The following is a 17,358-nucleotide window of genomic DNA, read 5'->3' as shown; positions in this document are numbered from 1 at the left end:
TCAGACCCTCACCTCGATCAGGGGCACGGCCGCCATCCGCCCAGCCGCGAAACTTTCCAGCGTCACATCGACCCTGTCGGCGTCGAAGCGGACCGGCACATCGAACTCGAATCCCGCTGTGACGAGGGCCGCGGCGGGAGGCGGCGTGACGAGGGTGACCAACCCTGTCGCCGGACCGACCTCGAAGGCGCCGGCATCCAGTTCGACGGCGTCCACCCCGACCTTCACGGTGCCCGCGACCGGCTTGTGGATCCGGCGCGTCACTGTCTCTTCGCCTTCGCCGTACCGCTTGCTCAATTCGAAGGAGGTGCGCGCTCCGTCGCCGACGCCGAGACTCTGGTCGAGATGCGTGATCGCTCCGCTCGGCGCGCAGGATTTGAAGTCGGCGAAATCCCTGAAGCGGAAGCCGTACAGCCGCCCGAACCGCGCTTCAAAGAAGGCGGTCAAAGTCGCCATGTCGTCCAGCGACTTCAGGCTCGCCCCGATCAGATAGCGCCTGCGTCCCTGCGCCCACGGCGTGGAACGCCGCTCGAAGCCGGAACCAAGCGTCACGATCTCCGTCCGCCGTTCGACCCCGCCCGTCGATCCGAACGCCAGGCGCACGGGCAGCCTCACCTCGTGAAAGGCCATGACATCATCTCCTGGGGTGTTTTGACCCGGGCGGGCCTAGAGCCGGCGCGCTCCCAAAGAGACCGCCCGGGCCAGCGCCTGGGCGATCTGCGCCTCCGATCTCAGAAGGGACTCCGCCCCGCCGTCGACGCTTACGTTCACTGTCACGTTCCCGCCGCCCGTCGGGTCGATCATGCCGGAACCTGCCGGTCGGAACAGTTCCGGTCCGCGTTCGCCGACCAGGTACGCTCCTCCCGCCGAGACCGCACCGCCGTCCGCGCGTGCGCCCGAGAACATCGATCCGGCGGCCTGTGCGATCGCGCTCGACAGGCCTCCCGCCCCTCCGCCGGCGGCCGTATTGATCGCTGCGAGGACGCTGCGGGCCAGTTCGGCCAGGGAGACCTCTCCGTCGGCCGCGGCCCGCGCCAGCGACCGCGTCAGGCTGGCGCCCGCCCGGTCGAAGGCGTTTTCGATCGACGCCGCCGCTCTCTCGGCGGGCTCCCTGAGGCCTTCCAGCGCCGCGGCCGCTTCGGCCGCCCGGCGGGGCAAGGAGTCCACGCCGTCTCGTCCAGGCTCGTCAGTCATCGGGCCACGCCTCCGCCATTCGCTCGAATTCGCTGCGCCGCATCGGCTCTCCCGCCGGGGAGGTTTCCGTCAGCATCCGCCATTCCTTCAACGACAGTCGCCAGAAGGCCCCGGGGCGTACGCCCAAATGACCGGCGGCGCGCAGCATCGCCCCCCAGGGCGTCTTCAAGTGGCCGCCGCGAACGTCTTGGCCACAGCCTCCGCTGCCTCGCGCGGATCAATCGCCGCCTGGGCCAGTCCATTCGCCAAAGCGTCCTCGCCCCCACCCCTGAGCAGCGCCGTGAGAACCGTAGTCAGGTCGCGGGCCGAGAGGGACCGCATCCGTTCCGCGAGCGAGACCAGCCCGTCGCAGCCCATCGCCGTCTCCATCTGCGCCAAGGCGCCTAGCGTCAGGCACAGCCGCCGCTCGGCCCCGGCAAGCATCGCTAAGACTTCGCCTCTCGCACCATTGGCCGACATCACGCCGCTCCGAATATTAGCTCGCCCGCGCTGGCGAGGCTGATCGCGAACGTCGCCTCGCCCTCGTGCTCGCCGGCGTATTCGAGGGCCGACACCAGAAAGGGGCCCTCCAGCAAGCCGAAGTCTGGCACGACCAAACGCCAGGTCCGCGCCGCCTGGTCGAAGAACGCCTCCCGGATCAGCGCATCCGAGGCTGCATCGCGAAAGATGCCCTGCCCCGCGACGGCCGCCGACTTCACGCCCGCGCCGCCCAGCAGTTCCCGCCAGCGTCCGGCGCTGTCCCCGTCGGTGGTGTCCACCGTTCGCGCGTTCAGAGACAGCGTCCGGGCCCTAAGCCCCGCCACCGTCGTGAAGACGCCCGGAGCGCCCTCGATCTTCAACAGGATGTCCTTGCCGCGTTGCGCCGCCATCTTCAGTCCTCCTCGGTGACGGCGCGCACACGCAGCACCGCGAATGTTCTCAGCCCGTCGGCTGCCGGATAGACGTCCGCGAATGTCAGCCTCAGGCTGATGGTGCGCACGCCGTCCGCCGCAAGCGAGGCGTCCGTCAGCTTCACCCGCAGCGCCGCCAGCGTCGCCTTGGCTTCCTCCGTGCCGCGGAACCGCGACACGACGGTCAGGGTCAACGCATGCTCCACCCCGCCCCCGTCGGCGCTGACCGGCCGGCTTTCGGACGGTCCGATCAGCAGGTGCGGAAAGGCAGGTTTGTCGGGGGCCGCATCCCAGATGCGCGCCGGTTCCCCCAGCAGGGCGCACAAGGCAGGGTCTGCGGCCAGGTGCGCGATAAGCGCCTTCTGCAAAGCCAGTTCATGGCTCATGTCGTCCGCTCCAGAGTCAGGATCGCCTGTCCGCCCACTGTCTCGGTCGACCGGATTCGCCAGTCGGCGCCGCTGAATCTCAGCACCCGCTCCGGGCTCAGGCTCGTGTCGGCCCGGGCTTCAGCCGTCAGGGTCTCAACGATCCGCGCACCGCCGGGCTCGCTCTTCTCACGCCGTCGCCGCGGACCCAGCTTCAGCCAAGCGGAGCCGACCGGCTCCCAGCTCACCGCCCGTCCGCCATAGGGCGTCTCGCTCTCCACGCCTTCGAACAGGCCGGCCAGCACCCTCACAACCGCACCACGCGATACGGCGCGATCCAGGCCTCGACCGGTTGGATCGACATCTCGCTGTCACCCCGCTCATAGGCGCGCAGGGTCAGCATCAGGGTCGCCAGCCGCAACGGCGCCGGCGAAGTCGAGGTCAGCGCCAGGCCAACGTCGCCCTCGACCCTCGCCTGGGCGGCGTTGATCAGGGTCTGGATCAGCTCGTCCTCGGCGTCGTGCTCGACGCGCAGGAACAGCTTCGCCTCGGTGAGAGACACCGGTGCGGTCATCTGGATCTCGCTTTTCTCGATGGGGCGGAGATCGCGGGACGGAGGATTCAGGACCCGCGCGTCTCATCAGCGATCGCCAGTTTCGGCCGAAGTCGGGCGAGCGACGACCCTGTCGCCGCTCGCCTACTGACCTCCGCGACTAGGTCGCCGCGAACTTCATCACCTTGATGGCGTCGAAATTCTGCACCCCGCCGCCGACCCGCTTGGTGGTGTAGAACAGCACATACGGCTTGGCGGAATACGGATCCCGCAGCACCCGGACGCCGGCGCGATCGACGATCAGATAACCGCGCTGGAAGTCCCCGAACGCAATAGCGGCCGCGTTGGCCGCCACATCAGGCATGGTTTCGATCTCGGTCACTGCATAGCCCAGCAGGCTGGCGGTCTCCCCCGGCCGCTGCGCCGGCTGCCACACGTAGGCGCCGTCGCTGTCCTTGAACTTGCGTACCGCCGAGACCGTCCTGCGGTTCATCACGAAGCGGCCGTTCGGCCGATATCGGGCCTTCGGCGCATAGACCAGGTCGATCAGCCGGTCGGTCGGACTGGAAGACGAGAACGCCCCCGCCGCACCCGAAGCCACATAGCCGATCTTGCCCCACTCATGGCTCGCCTCGGCGACGATGTCGTAGCTCAGGAACCCCTTCGGCTTGTTAACGCCGTCGCCGCTCACGAAGGCGCTCGTCTCCTGCGCGGCGAAGGCGTCCTCGACCTCCGACGCCAGCCATTCGTCCAGGTCGATGAGCGCGTCATCCAGCAGGCTCTGGGTGGCCGCCGGACTGGCGTACAGGTCGGCCGACGGGAACTCCAGCAGCGCCAGCGTCGCCGGGTCCGTCTCCGGTCGCGCCGCCGTCTCGGCGACCCAGCCCGCGGCCAGACCGGCGGTTGACACCGGCTTCCTGAACACCCCGGCGCCAACCGTGCGCACGCTGGCGATCTCGCGCATGGGCGAACCGGCCATCAGCCGCCGCTCGATCGCCCGCTCGGTCTGCTCCGGCACCACATAGCCGGCCGAGTTGGACGCGGTCGACAGCCCCGCCTTCAGCTCCAGGCCAAACGATTGGCCCGTCTTCAGATAGCCGTCGAACGCGCTCTTCTCCTCCCCATGGAAAGGGGAGGGAGATCGCAAGGCGGTGGAGGGGCCGGTGACGCCAAGCTCCGGGCGCCGCCCCTCGCTGACCACCCGGTCGAGCCGCGCCTGGGCGCTGCTCACGGCCTGGTCGATCCGCGCCACCTTCTCTTCCAGCAGCGTATCGGCCGACGCCTTGCGCTCGATCTCGTCCAGCCGGGCGTCGTTGGCCCCTTTGAACGCCTCGAACGCCGCCATCATTTCGTGCATGGCGGCGCGCGCCTCGGGGGTGCCCGAGGCCGTCTTGGTCTCTTTCATGGTGTCTCCGGTTTTCAGGAACCGCGATGTGCGGTTGGGATGGGGGCGTCGTCCGCGCCCGAAGAAAGCTTCGTCCTGCCGAGACGGCCGCCTCGGGGCCCCACCGGCCTGGACCCGATTGCCGGCCGGAATCTCGCACCCGGCAGCATCGGAAAGGTCACCAGCGAAACCTCCCACAGGTCCACTTCCACCAGCACCCGCAGCCGCCCCTCGCGACGCGCCCGCTGGCTCCGGAACCCGATCGACAGGCCGTCCAGTGCACCGGCGCGGGCCAGCGCCCGGGCGAAGCGGGCCTCGGCCGACCAGTCCATGATCCGCCCGCGCACCCACAGGCCGCGGTCGTCCTCGCGCATCTCGTCCCAGACGCCGACCGGCGCCCGGCCTTCGTGCTGGTGCAGCATCCGAACCCCGCGCGCTCCCGCCGCTGCCAGGCTGGTCGCGAAGGCGCCTCTCGCGACGACATCCCCGTTCAGGTCGGCCACGCCCCAAAGGGAGGCGTAGCCCTCGATCGCCAGTTCGGACGCGCCGACGTTTGCAGCCACCATCGGATCCGAACTCGTCATGCTCATTCGCCGCGCTCCAACCGGATTTCCATCCGCTCCACCGCGGCCCGGGTGGCCTTGCTCTGCTCCTCCAGCCGCGCGAGCCGCTCGGCCACCTGACGATGCTCGCCGACCCGGTCCTCCAGGGTGGCGATCCGCGCCGCCGCGCCGCCAGCCCAGACCAGCGCCCCGGCTGTCTGCACCGCCAGCGCCGCGATCACCGCGACCGGGATCTTCCGCATATCCATCACACACCTACTCCAGCCATGCGCCGCCGTTCCTCGTCGGTCAGGAAGCTGGCGGCTTCCAGTCGCGCCCACAGGGCGTCGCGCTCCGGCTGCAGCGCCGGCACGGCATCGAGGTCCGCCTCGATCCTCGCGCCCGGGAACCGCGAGCCCAGCCATCCGGTCAGCGCTGCCGCTGTCTTCCTCGTCAGAGGCGCCACCGTGCCCCGCCAGAAGGCGCCATTCGCCTCGCGATAGTTGGAGTAGGTCGCGTCTCCCGGAATCCCCAGCAGTTGCGGCGCCACGCCGAAGGCGAGCGCGATCTCGCGCGCCGCCGCGTGCTTGCCCGCGATGAAATCCATGTCGGCGGGCGTCCAGCTCATCGGCTTCCAGTCCAACCCGCCTTCCAGGATCATCGGCCGGCCGGCGTTCAGTGTCCCCGAGTGGCTTTCGTTGATCTGCGCCCGCAGGGCCTCGAACTGCTCCGCCGTCAGCCGCTCGCCGTCCTGCGCGCCATAGACCAGCGCCCCGCTAGGACGCGCCGCATTGTCCAGCAGCGCCTTGTTCCAGGCGCCCGAGGCGTTGTGCACGTCGATCGCCGACGCGGCCGCCTCAAGCGGCGAAAAGCCGTAGTGATCGTCTGTCGGATGGAACAGCTTCAGCTGCATCACCGGCATCCAGCCGTCGGCCTGACGCCCGATCCGCAGCGACCGGCCGTCGACGGAGTATTCGTAGGCCTCGGGCCAGCCGGCGCGACCCGGCACCACCTTCACCCGATCCGGCCGCAGCACCCAAAGCTCCTGGGGTACTTCGTCACCCACCGCCTCGGCATAGGCGTTGCCCGCCGTCTGCAGCCCGCCGTAAAGCGCCTCGAGAAATTCCGTGCCCGACTGCTCCGGATTAGGCTGGGCGAGCAGCCTGGCGAGCGGATGATCGTCGCGCCTCTCCCCGTCGATGAATACGCTCAGCGGGGTCGACGCCGCCGCCTCGGCCACCATCCGCACGCATCGATAGGCCACCGCGTTGCGAGCGAACCCCTCGTTCGCGAGGCTTGCATAGTCCCTCGGCGTCCATCGCGGCCGTCCCGCGCTGGTCAGGGCGATCAGCGGACCGACCCGACTATCCTTGGTCTCGGGCGCGACAACGCTCCGTCGCCCCCCGAAGGGTCGCCGCCAGTTCAGCATGGTGATCTCCGGATCAGTCGGACCCCTTGCGGCGCCCGGTCAGGGCCGGATCAGGCGTTCCGCCGCCCGTTCAACGGGGGGCCACCTGTTTCTCCGACGTTCCCACAGTATGCGCCGCCAGCGTTCTCAGGATGGAAGATTGTCTCGAGAATTCTCTATGTGGCTGATAGGGCTAACCATTTTTCCTCGAACCCGACTATAGATTCCAGAATAGTAAGCACAGCGTCATCCTCAGGGACGGTCGCGCCATTCCGCGCCGCCGCCCGCTGCTACAGCGGCCCCCAAATCGCAGTCAGCCCTCGCCGCCGCGCTCGGCGACCCATTCCGGGGCCTCGAAGTCCAGGGCGTCTTCCGGATCGTTCAGCACCAGCTCCGACACCGTCTGCCCGCGCACCGACACGCCGGCCTCATGCACGCTCTCGGGATCTCCCGACACCAGCGGGTGCCATTTCGCCAGCGGTCGTCCTTCGTGGATCCTGCGATAGGCGCAGGACTTGGGCATCCACTCCAGCGCCTCGATATTCCAGGGCGTCAGTTTGATGCAGTCGGGCACATGCTCACGCCGATTGGTATAGTCGGAACAGGTGCAGCGCACCGGATCGAACAGCTTGCAGTGCACCCGCGTGGGCACGACCTCACCCGTGTCCTCGTCCTCGAACCGCACGAGGCAACACAGGCCGCAGCCGTCGCACAGGCTCTCCCATTCCTCGCGGGTCATCTGCTCCAGACGCTTGGTCTGCCAGAAGGGCTTGGTCGCCGGGTCGGTACGCTCTACATCCACGCGCTCCCCATACTCCGCCTTCCGTCCGAAAGCACCCATGGCTGCTCGTCCCCCTCTCGTCGCCCTCAAGGACGTCCGTCTGCAGGATGGACCGCGGCCGCTGTTCGATGGCGTCGACATCGCCGTCGAGCCGCGCACCCGCGCCGCCCTCGTCGGCCGGAACGGCGCTGGCAAGTCGACCCTGATGAAGCTGGTCATGGGTCTGATCGAGCCGGACGCGGGCGAGCGCTCGGTCCAGGCCGGAGTTCGATTCGCCTATGTGCCGCAGGAACCTGTCATCACTGGCGACACCCTCCTCGACTATGCCGTCTCCGGCGACGCCCAGCCCTGGACCGCCGAGGCGTGGCTAACGACCTTCGGCCTCGATCCCGCCAAGCCTGCCGTGAACCTCTCTGGCGGCGAGATCCGCCGCGCGGCCCTCGCCAAGGCCTTCGCCGAAGAGCCCGACCTCCTCCTGCTCGACGAGCCGACCAACCACCTCGATATCCTCGCCATCGAACTGCTCGAGAACGAGCTGCTCAGCGCCCGCTTCTCCGTGCTGGTCGTCAGCCACGACCGGGCCTTCCTGAACCGCGTCACACAGTCGTGCCACTGGCTGGAGGGCCGCCGCGTCCGCACCCTCAACAAGGGCTTCGCGGCCTTCGACGAATGGGCCGCAAAGGTCCAGGAAGAAGAAGCCCAGTCCCTGCAACGGCTGACGAAGACGATCGAGCGCGAGACCGAGACCTTCTACCGCTCCATCACCGCCCGCCGCACCCGTAACGAGGGCCGGGCCCGGTCCCTGGATGCCCTGCGAGCCGACCGCGCCGAACGGCTCAAGGACGTTCCTCGAGAACTCAACCTCGGCGTGGATTCCGGCGTGACGTCCGGCAAGCTGGTCGCGGAGTTGAAGGGCGTCACCAAGTCCTTCGGCGAGCGCACGGTCATCAAGCCCTTCACGACCCGCGTCATCCGCGGCGACCGCCTGGCGATCGTCGGGCCGAACGGCGCGGGCAAGACCACGCTGGTGAAGATCCTGCTCGGCGAGCTCGAGCCCGACAGCGGCACGGTCCGTCTCGGCGCCAATCTTGACCCGGTCTATCTCGACCAGTCCCGCGAGGGCCTGCGCAGCGACACGACGCTGTGGGACGCCCTCACGCCCGGCGGCGGCGACTCCGTCCTTGTCCGGGGCGTGTCGAAACACGTCGCCGCCTACGCCAAGGACTTCCTGTTCCAGGAAGGTCAGCTGCGCCAGCCGATCTCCACCCTCTCGGGCGGCGAGCGCAACCGCCTCCTGCTGGCGCGAGCGCTTGCCAAGCCCGCCAACATGCTGGTCCTCGACGAGCCGACGAACGACCTCGATATGGACACCCTCGACAAGCTTGAGGAGTTGCTCGAGTCCTACGACGGCACCCTTATCCTGGTCAGCCACGACCGCGATTTCGTCGATCGGCTCGCCACCTCGACGATCGCCATGAACGGCCGAGGCGACATCGTCGAAACCCCGGGTGGTTGGACCGACTTCATCCGCCAGAACCCGGGCTTCCTGCAGCCCGGCGCCAATCCCCGCCCGCAGGACAAGGAGGCGGCTCGCCGCGCCGAGACGATGCCGGCGCCGGCGTCCGTTCCACCTCCCACGCCGAAAAAGCCGGCGAAGATGTCCTTCAAGGACACCCACCGCCTGAAAGAGCTCGAGGGACTGCTCGCCACCCTCCCCGCTGACATCACCCGCCACGAGGCGACCTTGGCGGATCCCGATCTCTACACCCGGGACCGCAAGGCCTTCGACCGCGCCACCGCCAACGCAGACCGGGCCCGCGCCCTGCTCGCCGCCGCTGAGGAGGAATGGCTGGAATTGGAGGCGAAACGCGAGTCTCTGGGCGCTTAAGTCGGCTTTCTGTGGAAAACGCAAATACCTGATCCGCTGACGCGAATTCAGTCCGCCCACAGATATGCACAGGGTTATCCACCGGGGCCGGGGCGGTTCCGCACAGCCGGCCGGATTCGGGCGCTTGCCGTCTAACCGATTTGGCGCGAACGTCAACAGGCCGAGGGACACGGCGGCGCGGAAATCCGGGGAGACCCGGGGCTCAAAGCGGACCGGCCCGGCTCTCTGACCTGATGCTACCGGGGGGTTTTCGGACCTTAACGAGCGGGGGGCAGGATCAAGGCCCAAAGGGCTCTTCGAAGGCTTCGGCCCCGGAAGACCCTGAAGGAACCGGATCGGGATCGATGGACGGCGCGGGGCTCGACCTCGTGGAACGCCGGAGACCAGGAGCGCGACAGAATACAGCCGACCATCACCGGGGTTCGCCTCGCTGATGCTGAGGCCAGGGTTCTGAACCTCAATGGCCAAGTCCAACCCGGACTTGGCGAGGGGACGAGGAGAACCGCTTGCGGGGATCTTCGTCCCCTCGCTCAATTCTGGCGCCCGCTTGGCCGTTGACGCGCCCCAAAACCCTCCCTTTCCTTCCCTCGGCCTGAGCCGTAAACCAAGGCCATGAACCGTCGCGGGAATCGTCCATCGTCGCCTGACCGCCGCACCCTTATCGCGGGCGCAGGGGCGTTGGCGGTAACGACGGCGCTGGCCGCCTGCGGGCGCTCCGAAGCTCCCGTCGACGACGACGGTCGGGTCCGGCTCCGCTTCGCCACCGACTGGCGCGCCCAGGCCGAGCACGGCGGCTTCTACCAGGCGCTGGCCTCCGGCGCCTACGAGAAGCGCGGCCTCAACGTGCAGATCATCCAGGGCGGCCCGTCGGTCAACGTGCCGCAACTGCTGGCTTCGGGGGCCGTCGAGCTCGGCATGGGCTCCAACAGCTTCATCCCGATGAACCTTGTCGCCGAGGGCGCGCCGGTGAAAGCGGTCGCCGCCTTCTTCCAGAAGGACCCGCAGGTCCTGATCGCGCATCCGGATCCGGCGCTGAACTCCATCGCCGACCTGCGCGGCCGACCCATCCTGCTGGCCGACGCCTCGATCAACGCCTTCTGGGTCTGGCTGAAGGCCCGATACGGCTTCACCGATGATCAGGTCCGCAAATATACGTTCAATCTCGCCCCCTTCCTGGCCGATGAACGGGCTGTGCAGCAGGGCTATCTGACCAGCGAGCCCTACACGATCGAGAAGGAGGCCGGCTTCACGCCCAGGGTCTTCCTGCTGGCCGACGAGGGCTATCCCTCCTATGCGACCATGGTGCTGGCCCCCAACGCCTTCGCCCGCGACAACGCCCGCGCCCTGCGCAGTTTCATCGCCGCCTCGGCGGAGGGCTGGCGCGACTACATCCAGGGCGACGGCAAGGCCGCCGACGCCCTCATCCGGCGCGACAACCCGGACATGACCCAGGACATCCTCGACCAGGCGCGGGCCAAGCTGAAGGCGCACGGCATCGTCGATGGCGGCGACGCCGCCCTCTACGGTCTGGGCGCCATGACGTCCGAACGCTGGCAGGCCTTCTTCGAGGTGACGTCCCAGGCGGGCGTCTATCCGGCCGGCCTCGACTGGCGTCAGGCCTTCACGACCCAGTACCTGCCCGGCCGTGGCTAGGCTGCGCGGCGCCGACGACTCTGGACCGGAGTACGCCGCCTACCTGTCCGGAGTGGTGATCGCCTTTCCCGGCCGGCGGCCGCTGGGGCCGCTCGACCTGATCGTTCATCCCGGCGAGATACTGGCTCTTGTCGGCGCATCGGGCGCCGGCAAGTCGACGATGCTCCGGCTCCTCGCCGGCCTGGAACAGACACCCGCGTCCGGCGCCGTCGCCCGCACCCCCGGCGCGACGACCAGTTTCGTCTTCCAGGCCCCGACCCTGATGAGCTGGGCCAGCGTCCTCGCCAATGTCGCCCTGCCCCTGGAACTGGCAGGCATTCCCCGCGCCGAAGCCCGGACCCGCGCCGCTGCCGCGCTTGATGCCGTCGGCCTCGGCGACCGCCTGTCGGCCCGTCCGCGCCAGCTGTCCGGAGGCATGGCGATGCGGGTGTCGCTCGCCCGGGCGCTCGTCACCGAACCCGACCTTCTTCTGCTCGACGAACCGTTCGCCGCCCTGGACAGCGTTACGCGGCGGCGCCTCATCGAAGACCTGCACCGCCTCTGGGCCCAGCGGTCGCCGCGTCCCGCCATCGTCTTCGTAACCCACGACGTGGAGGAGGCGGTCTATCTGGCCCACAGGGCCGTGGTCCTCGACGCTGCGACCGGAGACGTGGTCGAGGAACTCGCGTCTCCCGGGGCGCTGCCCAGGCCCGAGGGATGGCGAGCCGACCCCGGTTATCGTACGGCGGTCGAGAAGCTGGCGGCTGCACTGGCTCGCTCCATGGCGCTCCTCCCCGCTGAGAGCGGCTCCTCGGCATGAGCCGCCTGCTTCCGTCCCTGCTCCTTGTCGCGGTTCTGCTCGTCGGCTGGGAAATCGCCTGCCGCGCCCTGAACGTCCCGGTCTACCTGCTCCCGCCGCCGAGCGCCGTCGGCCTGGCCTTGGTCCAGCGCGCCCCGCTGCTGCTGTCGTCCGCCCTCGCCACCTTCTGGATGGCCTTCCAGGCGCTGTTCGCCGCCTTTGTGCTTGGCGGAGGCCTGGCCCTGGCGGTGTCTCTGGACCAGACTACCGAACGGGCCGTCCGGCCGCTCGCTGTGGCCCTGCAGGTCACCCCGGTGGTGGCGATCGCCCCGCTGGTGCTGATCTGGGCGGGCCTCGACCATGCCGACCGGGCCGTCGTCGCCCTCGCAGCCGCCGTGGCCTTCTTCCCGCTGTTCTCGGGTGTCCTCACCGGCCTGAAGTCCGCCGACCCGGACCTCGAACGGCTGTTCGACCTCTACGGCGCCTCGCCAATCCAGCGGCTGATCCGTCTGCGTCTGCCCACGGCGCTGCCCTTCATCCTCGAAGGCCTGAGGGTCGCCGCCGGCCTGTCGATCATCGGCGCCGTGGTGGCCGAGTTCGTCTCCGGTTCCGGGGCGACGCAGGGTCTGGCCTGGCGACTGCTCGAGGCCGGCAATCGCCTGCGTACAGCCGACATGCTCGCCGCCCTCGCCTGCCTGATGTTCATGGGCCTGGGCCTGCACGCCGCGGTCGGAGCGCTGGAAGGCGCCGTACGCCGGCGGCTGGCCTGAACGGGCGCCGCGTTAGCGGCGGGTTAAGCCCCGCACGGCTACCGTCGCGCTCCAGTTCCCGTGCCCGGAGCCTGCCCTTGCGCCGCGCCTCGACCCTCGCTGCCACCGCCCTCGCCGCCACCGGCGCGCTCGCGCTCGCCAGCGTCGCCTCGGCCCAGTCATCGGGCCCGGCCCCCGACCGGTCGGCCCCGTCGGCGGGACAGGCGCAGGGTCTCCGTTACCTCTCCTGGCAGGGTCGTGGCGAAGCGGCGGCTTCCGTTGCCCGCGACGATGCCCAGCCCTCTTCGGCCCGGGCCGACCTCCGCCGGTCGAACCGCGTCATCCCGCACGGCGGGTTCGCCGCGCCTGAGCCGGCGCCCCCCCGCGGCCTGTCGCCCGCGCCTGGAGCCGCTCGACGGACCCTGACGCCCGCCAACGCATGGCTTCAGCCCAAGCCGGCGGCGCCCGACCCCGCTCCTGCTCCGGCTCCGGCTTCGCCCGCCGTCCCCACGGCCGTTGCGGCCCCGCCTCCGTCCGCGCCCGCGCCGCGGCCGCCCGCCCAACCCGAATACCTGCCCGACCAGGGCCGGCGGGGCCAACCGGCGCCCGCCGAGGCGATCTATCCGGCGCCCGCGCCCCTCGCCGAAGTTCCAGCGTCCGCGGACCCGATGGCTCCCCGCCGTGACGCCCCCGTCTTCCGGATGCAGCAGACCGCGCCGGCGTCGCCCCGGCCCGAGCCCGCCTCCGCCTCCGCCTCGTCCCTACAGGGGGCGCCGCGCGCCGAAGCCGCGCGGTCCAGCGCGCCTCCCGAGCCCGAACGCGTCATGGAAGTGGCGAACTCCGGAGAGCGGCCGTCCCGGGAGGGCGCCCGCTACTATTCGGTGCATCGGCAGAACGGGCGCGAGCCTGACGCCATGGTCATGCCTGAGCCGACCTATGTCGACGCCCTGGTGCTGACCATGGCGGAGACCCCGGCGACGCAGGATCTCGCGGAGCCCGAGGCCGGACCAACCCTCATCCGCGATCGCAACGGGTCCATGCGCCCCGTACCGGCCTCGTCCGACGGGGACCACCAGTGAGCGAGACGTCCACACTGTCGCGTCTGCCTGACCTGATCGCCCTCGCCGAGGAGGAATCCAGCGAGAAGCGGCGAACCCTTCTGCGGGAACTGACTGATCACTTCTTCGGCGGATCGCCGCGCACCGCCGCCGAGGACACCCTGTACGACGCCGTCCTGGTCAAGCTGGCCGATGACATGGAAAGCGCCGTCCGGGCCGAACTGTCCGCCCGCTTCGCCAACGCTCCCGATGCGCCGCACACCCTGATCCGACGTCTGGCCAATGATGAGGCCGCGGTCGCCGGCGCGGTCCTGGCCGCCTCGCCCGTCCTCACCGACGAGGATCTGCTGGGGGTGGTGCGCCGCCACGGACAGGATCACCTGCGCGCCGTCTCCGCCCGTCCTTCGGTGTCCGAAGCCGTTTCCGACGTCATCGTCGAGCGCGGCGACGACGAAACCCTCGGGACTCTGCTGCGCAATGACGGCGCCAGGCTGTCGCGCAAGGCTTCCGAGGCGGCCGTCGAGCGGGCCAAGGTCAATCCGGCCCTGCACGAGGCCACGGTTTCGCGCGCCACCCTGCCGCCCGACCTGCTGAACGACATGTATTTCGTCGTCGAGGCGCGGCTGCGGAACCGGATCCTCGAACAGAACGCCAGCATGGACCCGGCCCTGCTGGAAAGCGCCCTGGCCGCTGGTCGCGCGCGCATCGCCACCGACGACGGCGCCCTGCCGGCCGACTACCCCGAATGTTCGGCCTATGTCGAAGAACTCAGGGCCGCGGGGCAGCTCACCCCCCAGATGCTCGCCCGTTTCCTGCGCTCGGGCGACCGGACGGGGGGCCGAACCGCCTTCCTGATCGCCCTGGCCCAGCTGGCCGACATCGACTTCCACACCGCGCGCCAGATCGTCGAACGGCGAGAACTGGATGCGCTGGCGGTGGTCTGCAAGGCCGCCGATCTCGATCGCGCCCTGTTCCTGACCTATGCGGTCGTTCTGCTCAACGACGACGGCGACGCCATGGCCAAGGCGCATTCCTACGCCCGCATGTATGCCGAACTGACCCGCGAGGCCGCGCTCAGGACCCTGCGCTTCTGGCGCATGCGGCGCGGCGCGCAGGCCGCCTGATCCCCGATGCAAAACGGCCGCCCCGTCACCGGAGCGGCCGCTTCAGCCGATTATTGGCGCCGGACTACTTCTTGGCGCGGCCTGCGGCGCGGGCCGGTTTGCGGCCGCCCTGGCCCAGGCCCATCTGCTTGGCCAGGTCCGAACGCGCCTTGGCGTAGTTTGGCGCGACCATCGGATAGTCCTTCGGCAGGCCCCACTTGGCCCGGTATTCCTCGGGGCTCATGTTGTACTTCGTGCGCAGGTGGCGCTTCAGCGACTTGAACTTGCGGCCATCTTCCAGGCAGATCAGGTAGTCCGGTGTGATCGACTTGCGGACCGGAACAGCCGGCTCCTTGGGTTCCGGCTCGGGCTCGACGGCGCCGCTCGAAACCTGCGACAAGGCCGCGTGGATGCTGGAAATCAGGCCCGGAACTTCAGCGGCCTGCACATTATTGTTGCCGACATAGGCCGACACGATGTCGGCGGTCATCTCGAGCAGTTGCGAGTTGTCTTCCATGCGCGCGGCCTCACCTTTGTGATCGGATTTGGATCGGCCGAACGTTCATCGCCAGCCTGTCGCGCGCTCAATATAGATCAGGCATGATTCACGCAATAGCGTATTCATTAGGCATAGCGCATGCGCTTATCAGACTAGCAGCACTCTACTTGGTGCGGAGATCAACGGCCGAAGTTTTCCGCCAGCGCCAGCATCGCCGCGCGTTCGGGCGTCGAATAGTCGTCCACCTCGTCTTCCTCGCCATCCCGGATGGCCCTCAGTAGAGCCGGGGTCAGGGCCGAGGACAACGACCAGTTCCAGTAGCGCAACACCGTTTGCGCCCGGTCGACGGCCAGCATGTCATAGGTGATCTGGACCCGTTCCCATGCCGGATGAACCGAACCGTCGGCCTCCGTTTCGGGTCGCCGCATCGATCGCCAGAGGCCGGCCAGATTCGACTTGGTCAGTCCGGTCGCCTTGCACAGGATGGCCAGCGGCTCGCCGCCCGGATCGCCCAGGATCTTCGCGCCGGTGATTGGTTTGACCCCCGCAAGGTAGGCGATCTCCGTCGCCACCTCGCGCGTCAGGCCGTTGGCGGCGGCCGCCTCGACTGCCTGCTCAAGTCCTGCGTATGGGCTCTTCTCGACCGCGGCCCGGTTTCTCTGTCGCCGCTCGATGAACTGCAGCGCCTTGCGCGACACCGGATCCTGCCAGTTCTCCTCCGCCGCCATGGCGAAGACGTCCTCGACCACCTCCTGCATGACCTCGCGGGAGACGGCGAACCTCTGCAGGATGGTGCGGCGGTCATCCGGATCGCACCACCAGAACATCACATAGGCGCCGGACGGCCTCAGCTCGGGCCGCTTCAGCAGATGGTGGCAGAGCCCGCGCTCGGTCCGGCTCAGGCTGACCACGCCTTCAACGGCGACCTGGCTCAACCGGGCCGTCGAATTGCGCAGCACCGCCTCGATCACCTGGGTCTCGCCAAAGCTCATCAGGGCTTCGGTGACCACCTCCGACAGACCCCGCCGATTGGCCATCAGGAACCGGTGATCCGGTCCCGCATCACGCGCGCAGGCGACCAGGTCGGCATCGGACAGCGACGCGCACTGTTCGATCAGCAGGGCCGCGATATCCGCCTCGTCGCGCAGCAGCATCCGCGCCAGCGCATTGGGCAGTTCGGCCAGCGGCGCCAGCCGCGCCGCCACGCGCTTGCGATCATCGTGCGACGCGAGGCGCAGCATTTCGACCAGAAGGTCACCCGTGACGGAGCGCTCGAAGCTGTTGATCCGGCTGGTCGGCAGGGACACGACATCGGCCAGACGCTTCAGCAGCGCGTGGCGCGCGCGGAAGGCGCCTGGCGGCGCGGCTTCCTCTGGCGTGAGAGCGGGCTCGGACATGTCGCCGGAAAGGTTAAGGCCCGCCGGGTTAACCGGCTGTGACGGTGCGCGACCCGCTCACAGGTCCCTGGCGCCTAGAGACCTTCGAACAGCGCCGTCGACAGATAGCGCTCGGCGAAGCTGGGAATGATGGCCACGATGACCTTGCCGGCGTTCTCTGGCAGGGCCGCCAGCCGGAAAGCGGCGACCAGCGCGGCGCCCGAACTGATGCCGACGGGGATTCCCTCAACGCGCGCCACCTTGCGGGCCATGTCGAAGGCGTCCTCGTTCGAAACCTGCTCGACCCCGTCGATCACCGAGCGATCGACGTTGGCCGGGATGAACCCTGCCCCGATGCCCTGAATCTTGTGAGGACCTGGCTCGCCTCCGGAGAGGACCGGCGACGCCGTCGGCTCCACGGCGATCATCCGCACCGACGGTTTTCGAGCTTTCAGCACCTGTCCGACGCCGGTGATGGTCCCGCCCGTGCCGACCCCCGAGACGACGATGTCGACTCCGCCCGCCGTATCGTTCCAGATCTCCTCGGCGGTGGTGACCCTGTGAATGGCCGGATTGGCGGGATTGTCGAACTGCGAAGGACTGACCGCGCCCGGGTTCTGCTCCAGCAGTTCCTGGGCCATGGCGATGGCCCCCTTCATGCCCTTCTCGGCCGGCGTCAGCACCAGCTCGGCTCCCAGCAGCGCCAGCATCTTCCGACGCTCCATCGACATGCTCTCGGGCATGACCAGGATCAGCCGGTAGCCCTTGGCGGCGGCGACAAAGGCGAGGGCGATGCCGGTGTTGCCGCTGGTCGGCTCGACCAGCACCGCGCCAGGCCCGAGCTTTCCCGCCTGTTCCAGCGCATCGATCATGGCCACCCCGATCCGGTCCTTCACCGAGGCGATCGGGTTGAAGAACTCCAGCTTGGCCAGGACGGTCGCCCTCGGCCGGTATTCCTCGGACAGCCGCGGCAGCCCGACCACCGGCGTGTCGCCGATGGTGTCCAGAATGGACGGATAGATCTTCCCGCGTCCGGATTTCAGATGGGCGGACGGGTCATAGGGGGTGTCGGTCACGAGCGCACTCCAAGGAAGGCAGGCAACAAATAGGCCATATGGCCGATCAGCAAAGGCCGCG

Annotated in this window: 21 protein-coding genes and 1 pseudogene; 6 read left to right on the top strand and 16 right to left on the bottom strand. The window is 69.0% G+C overall.

Annotated elements, in window-relative coordinates; all coding sequences use genetic code 11:
- From VEA62_RS04055 to VEA62_RS03995, 13 genes and pseudogenes are all read right to left on the bottom strand, one after another.
- Positions 1 to 630 (bottom strand): DUF2460 domain-containing protein, encoded by a 630-nt coding sequence (locus VEA62_RS04055; protein ID WP_324818740.1) that lies wholly within the window; start codon positions 628 to 630, stop codon positions 1 to 3.
- 36 nt (positions 631 to 666) lie between these two features.
- Positions 667 to 1,194, bottom strand: coding sequence for a phage tail tape measure C-terminal domain-containing protein (locus VEA62_RS04050; protein WP_324818737.1), 528 nt, complete (start codon positions 1,192 to 1,194; stop codon positions 667 to 669).
- Positions 1,187 to 1,342, bottom strand: a complete 156-nt coding sequence (locus tag VEA62_RS04045; protein WP_324818734.1) for a phage tail assembly chaperone — start codon at positions 1,340 to 1,342, stop codon at positions 1,187 to 1,189. The genes VEA62_RS04050 and VEA62_RS04045 overlap by 8 nt, the downstream gene beginning before the upstream one ends.
- A gap of 17 nt (positions 1,343 to 1,359) precedes the next feature.
- Positions 1,360 to 1,653 (bottom strand): GTA-gp10 family protein, encoded by a 294-nt coding sequence (locus VEA62_RS04040; protein WP_324818731.1) that lies wholly within the window; start codon positions 1,651 to 1,653, stop codon positions 1,360 to 1,362.
- Positions 1,653 to 2,063 carry a phage major tail protein, TP901-1 family gene (locus VEA62_RS04035; RefSeq protein WP_324818728.1) on the bottom strand — a complete coding sequence of 137 codons (411 nt, stop codon included), beginning with the start codon at positions 2,061 to 2,063 and terminating at the stop codon, positions 1,653 to 1,655. Before VEA62_RS04035 ends, VEA62_RS04040 begins: the two co-directional genes overlap by 1 nt.
- Positions 2,064 to 2,065: 2 nt before the next feature.
- Positions 2,066 to 2,470 carry a DUF3168 domain-containing protein gene (locus VEA62_RS04030; RefSeq protein ID WP_324818726.1) on the bottom strand — a complete coding sequence of 135 codons (405 nt, stop codon included), beginning with the start codon at positions 2,468 to 2,470 and terminating at the stop codon, positions 2,066 to 2,068.
- Positions 2,467 to 2,760: a head-tail adaptor protein gene (locus tag VEA62_RS04025; RefSeq protein ID WP_324818723.1), complete on the bottom strand. Its 294-nt coding sequence runs from the start codon at positions 2,758 to 2,760 to the stop codon at positions 2,467 to 2,469. The genes VEA62_RS04030 and VEA62_RS04025 overlap by 4 nt, the downstream gene beginning before the upstream one ends.
- Positions 2,757 to 3,023, bottom strand: coding sequence for a head-tail connector protein (locus tag VEA62_RS04020; RefSeq protein ID WP_324818721.1), 267 nt, complete (start codon positions 3,021 to 3,023; stop codon positions 2,757 to 2,759). Before VEA62_RS04020 ends, VEA62_RS04025 begins: the two co-directional genes overlap by 4 nt.
- Before the next feature lie 139 nt (positions 3,024 to 3,162).
- A complete protein-coding gene (locus tag VEA62_RS04015) occupies positions 3,163 to 4,407 on the bottom strand; it encodes a phage major capsid protein (protein WP_324818718.1) in 1,245 nt (414 codons plus the stop codon).
- Between the two features lie 125 nt (positions 4,408 to 4,532).
- A pseudogene (locus tag VEA62_RS04010) lies at positions 4,533 to 4,952 on the bottom strand (HK97 family phage prohead protease); the annotation flags it as partial.
- A 20-nt stretch (positions 4,953 to 4,972) separates the two neighbouring features.
- On the bottom strand, positions 4,973 to 5,197 hold the full coding sequence (locus VEA62_RS04005) for a hypothetical protein (RefSeq protein ID WP_324818715.1): 225 nt from the start codon (positions 5,195 to 5,197) through the stop codon (positions 4,973 to 4,975).
- Positions 5,197 to 6,357 (bottom strand): phage portal protein, encoded by a 1,161-nt coding sequence (locus tag VEA62_RS04000; protein WP_324818713.1) that lies wholly within the window; start codon positions 6,355 to 6,357, stop codon positions 5,197 to 5,199. The genes VEA62_RS04005 and VEA62_RS04000 overlap by 1 nt, the downstream gene beginning before the upstream one ends.
- A 292-nt stretch (positions 6,358 to 6,649) precedes the next feature.
- Positions 6,650 to 7,138 carry a YcgN family cysteine cluster protein gene (locus VEA62_RS03995; RefSeq protein ID WP_324818710.1) on the bottom strand — a complete coding sequence of 163 codons (489 nt, stop codon included), beginning with the start codon at positions 7,136 to 7,138 and terminating at the stop codon, positions 6,650 to 6,652.
- 37 nt (positions 7,139 to 7,175) lie between these two features.
- Here VEA62_RS03995 and VEA62_RS03990 point away from each other — a divergent pair, with 37 nt between their 5' ends.
- The 6 genes from VEA62_RS03990 to VEA62_RS03965 all read left to right on the top strand — a co-directional run bounded on the left by VEA62_RS03990 (position 7,176) and on the right by VEA62_RS03965 (position 14,367).
- Positions 7,176 to 9,005, top strand: coding sequence for an ABC-F family ATP-binding cassette domain-containing protein (locus tag VEA62_RS03990; protein WP_324818707.1), 1,830 nt, complete (start codon positions 7,176 to 7,178; stop codon positions 9,003 to 9,005).
- Between the two features lie 612 nt (positions 9,006 to 9,617).
- Positions 9,618 to 10,658 carry an ABC transporter substrate-binding protein gene (locus tag VEA62_RS03985; RefSeq protein WP_324818704.1) on the top strand — a complete coding sequence of 347 codons (1,041 nt, stop codon included), beginning with the start codon at positions 9,618 to 9,620 and terminating at the stop codon, positions 10,656 to 10,658.
- On the top strand, positions 10,651 to 11,457 hold the full coding sequence (locus VEA62_RS03980) for an ABC transporter ATP-binding protein (RefSeq protein ID WP_414641811.1): 807 nt from the start codon (positions 10,651 to 10,653) through the stop codon (positions 11,455 to 11,457). The genes VEA62_RS03985 and VEA62_RS03980 overlap by 8 nt, the downstream gene beginning before the upstream one ends.
- Positions 11,454 to 12,206, top strand: a complete 753-nt coding sequence (locus tag VEA62_RS03975; RefSeq protein WP_324818701.1) for an ABC transporter permease — start codon at positions 11,454 to 11,456, stop codon at positions 12,204 to 12,206. The genes VEA62_RS03980 and VEA62_RS03975 overlap by 4 nt, the downstream gene beginning before the upstream one ends.
- A gap of 77 nt (positions 12,207 to 12,283) precedes the next feature.
- Positions 12,284 to 13,264: a hypothetical protein gene (locus VEA62_RS03970; RefSeq protein WP_324818699.1), complete on the top strand. Its 981-nt coding sequence runs from the start codon at positions 12,284 to 12,286 to the stop codon at positions 13,262 to 13,264.
- On the top strand, positions 13,261 to 14,367 hold the full coding sequence (locus VEA62_RS03965; RefSeq protein WP_324818696.1) for a DUF2336 domain-containing protein: 1,107 nt from the start codon (positions 13,261 to 13,263) through the stop codon (positions 14,365 to 14,367). Before VEA62_RS03970 ends, VEA62_RS03965 begins: the two co-directional genes overlap by 4 nt.
- A 64-nt stretch (positions 14,368 to 14,431) precedes the next feature.
- Here the strand turns inward: VEA62_RS03965 and VEA62_RS03960 are convergent, their stop codons facing one another.
- From VEA62_RS03960 to cysK, 3 genes are all read right to left on the bottom strand, one after another.
- Entirely contained in the window at positions 14,432 to 14,863 is a 432-nt protein-coding gene (locus tag VEA62_RS03960) for a MucR family transcriptional regulator (protein WP_324818694.1), read from the bottom strand.
- Positions 14,864 to 15,024: 161 nt separating this feature from the next.
- Positions 15,025 to 16,242: a DUF2336 domain-containing protein gene (locus VEA62_RS03955; protein ID WP_324818691.1), complete on the bottom strand. Its 1,218-nt coding sequence runs from the start codon at positions 16,240 to 16,242 to the stop codon at positions 15,025 to 15,027.
- A 74-nt stretch (positions 16,243 to 16,316) separates the two neighbouring features.
- Complete coding sequence (cysK, locus tag VEA62_RS03950) at positions 16,317 to 17,297, bottom strand: cysteine synthase A (RefSeq protein WP_324818689.1); 981 nt, start codon at positions 17,295 to 17,297, stop codon at positions 16,317 to 16,319.
- Positions 17,298 to 17,358: the final 61 nt, after the last annotated feature.

This window comes from Brevundimonas sp. (assembly GCF_035627475.1).
GTDB lineage: Bacteria > Pseudomonadota > Alphaproteobacteria > Caulobacterales > Caulobacteraceae > Brevundimonas.
The sequence above is the reverse complement of the archived record's forward strand: the minus strand, read 5'-3'. Positions and strand labels throughout refer to the sequence as shown.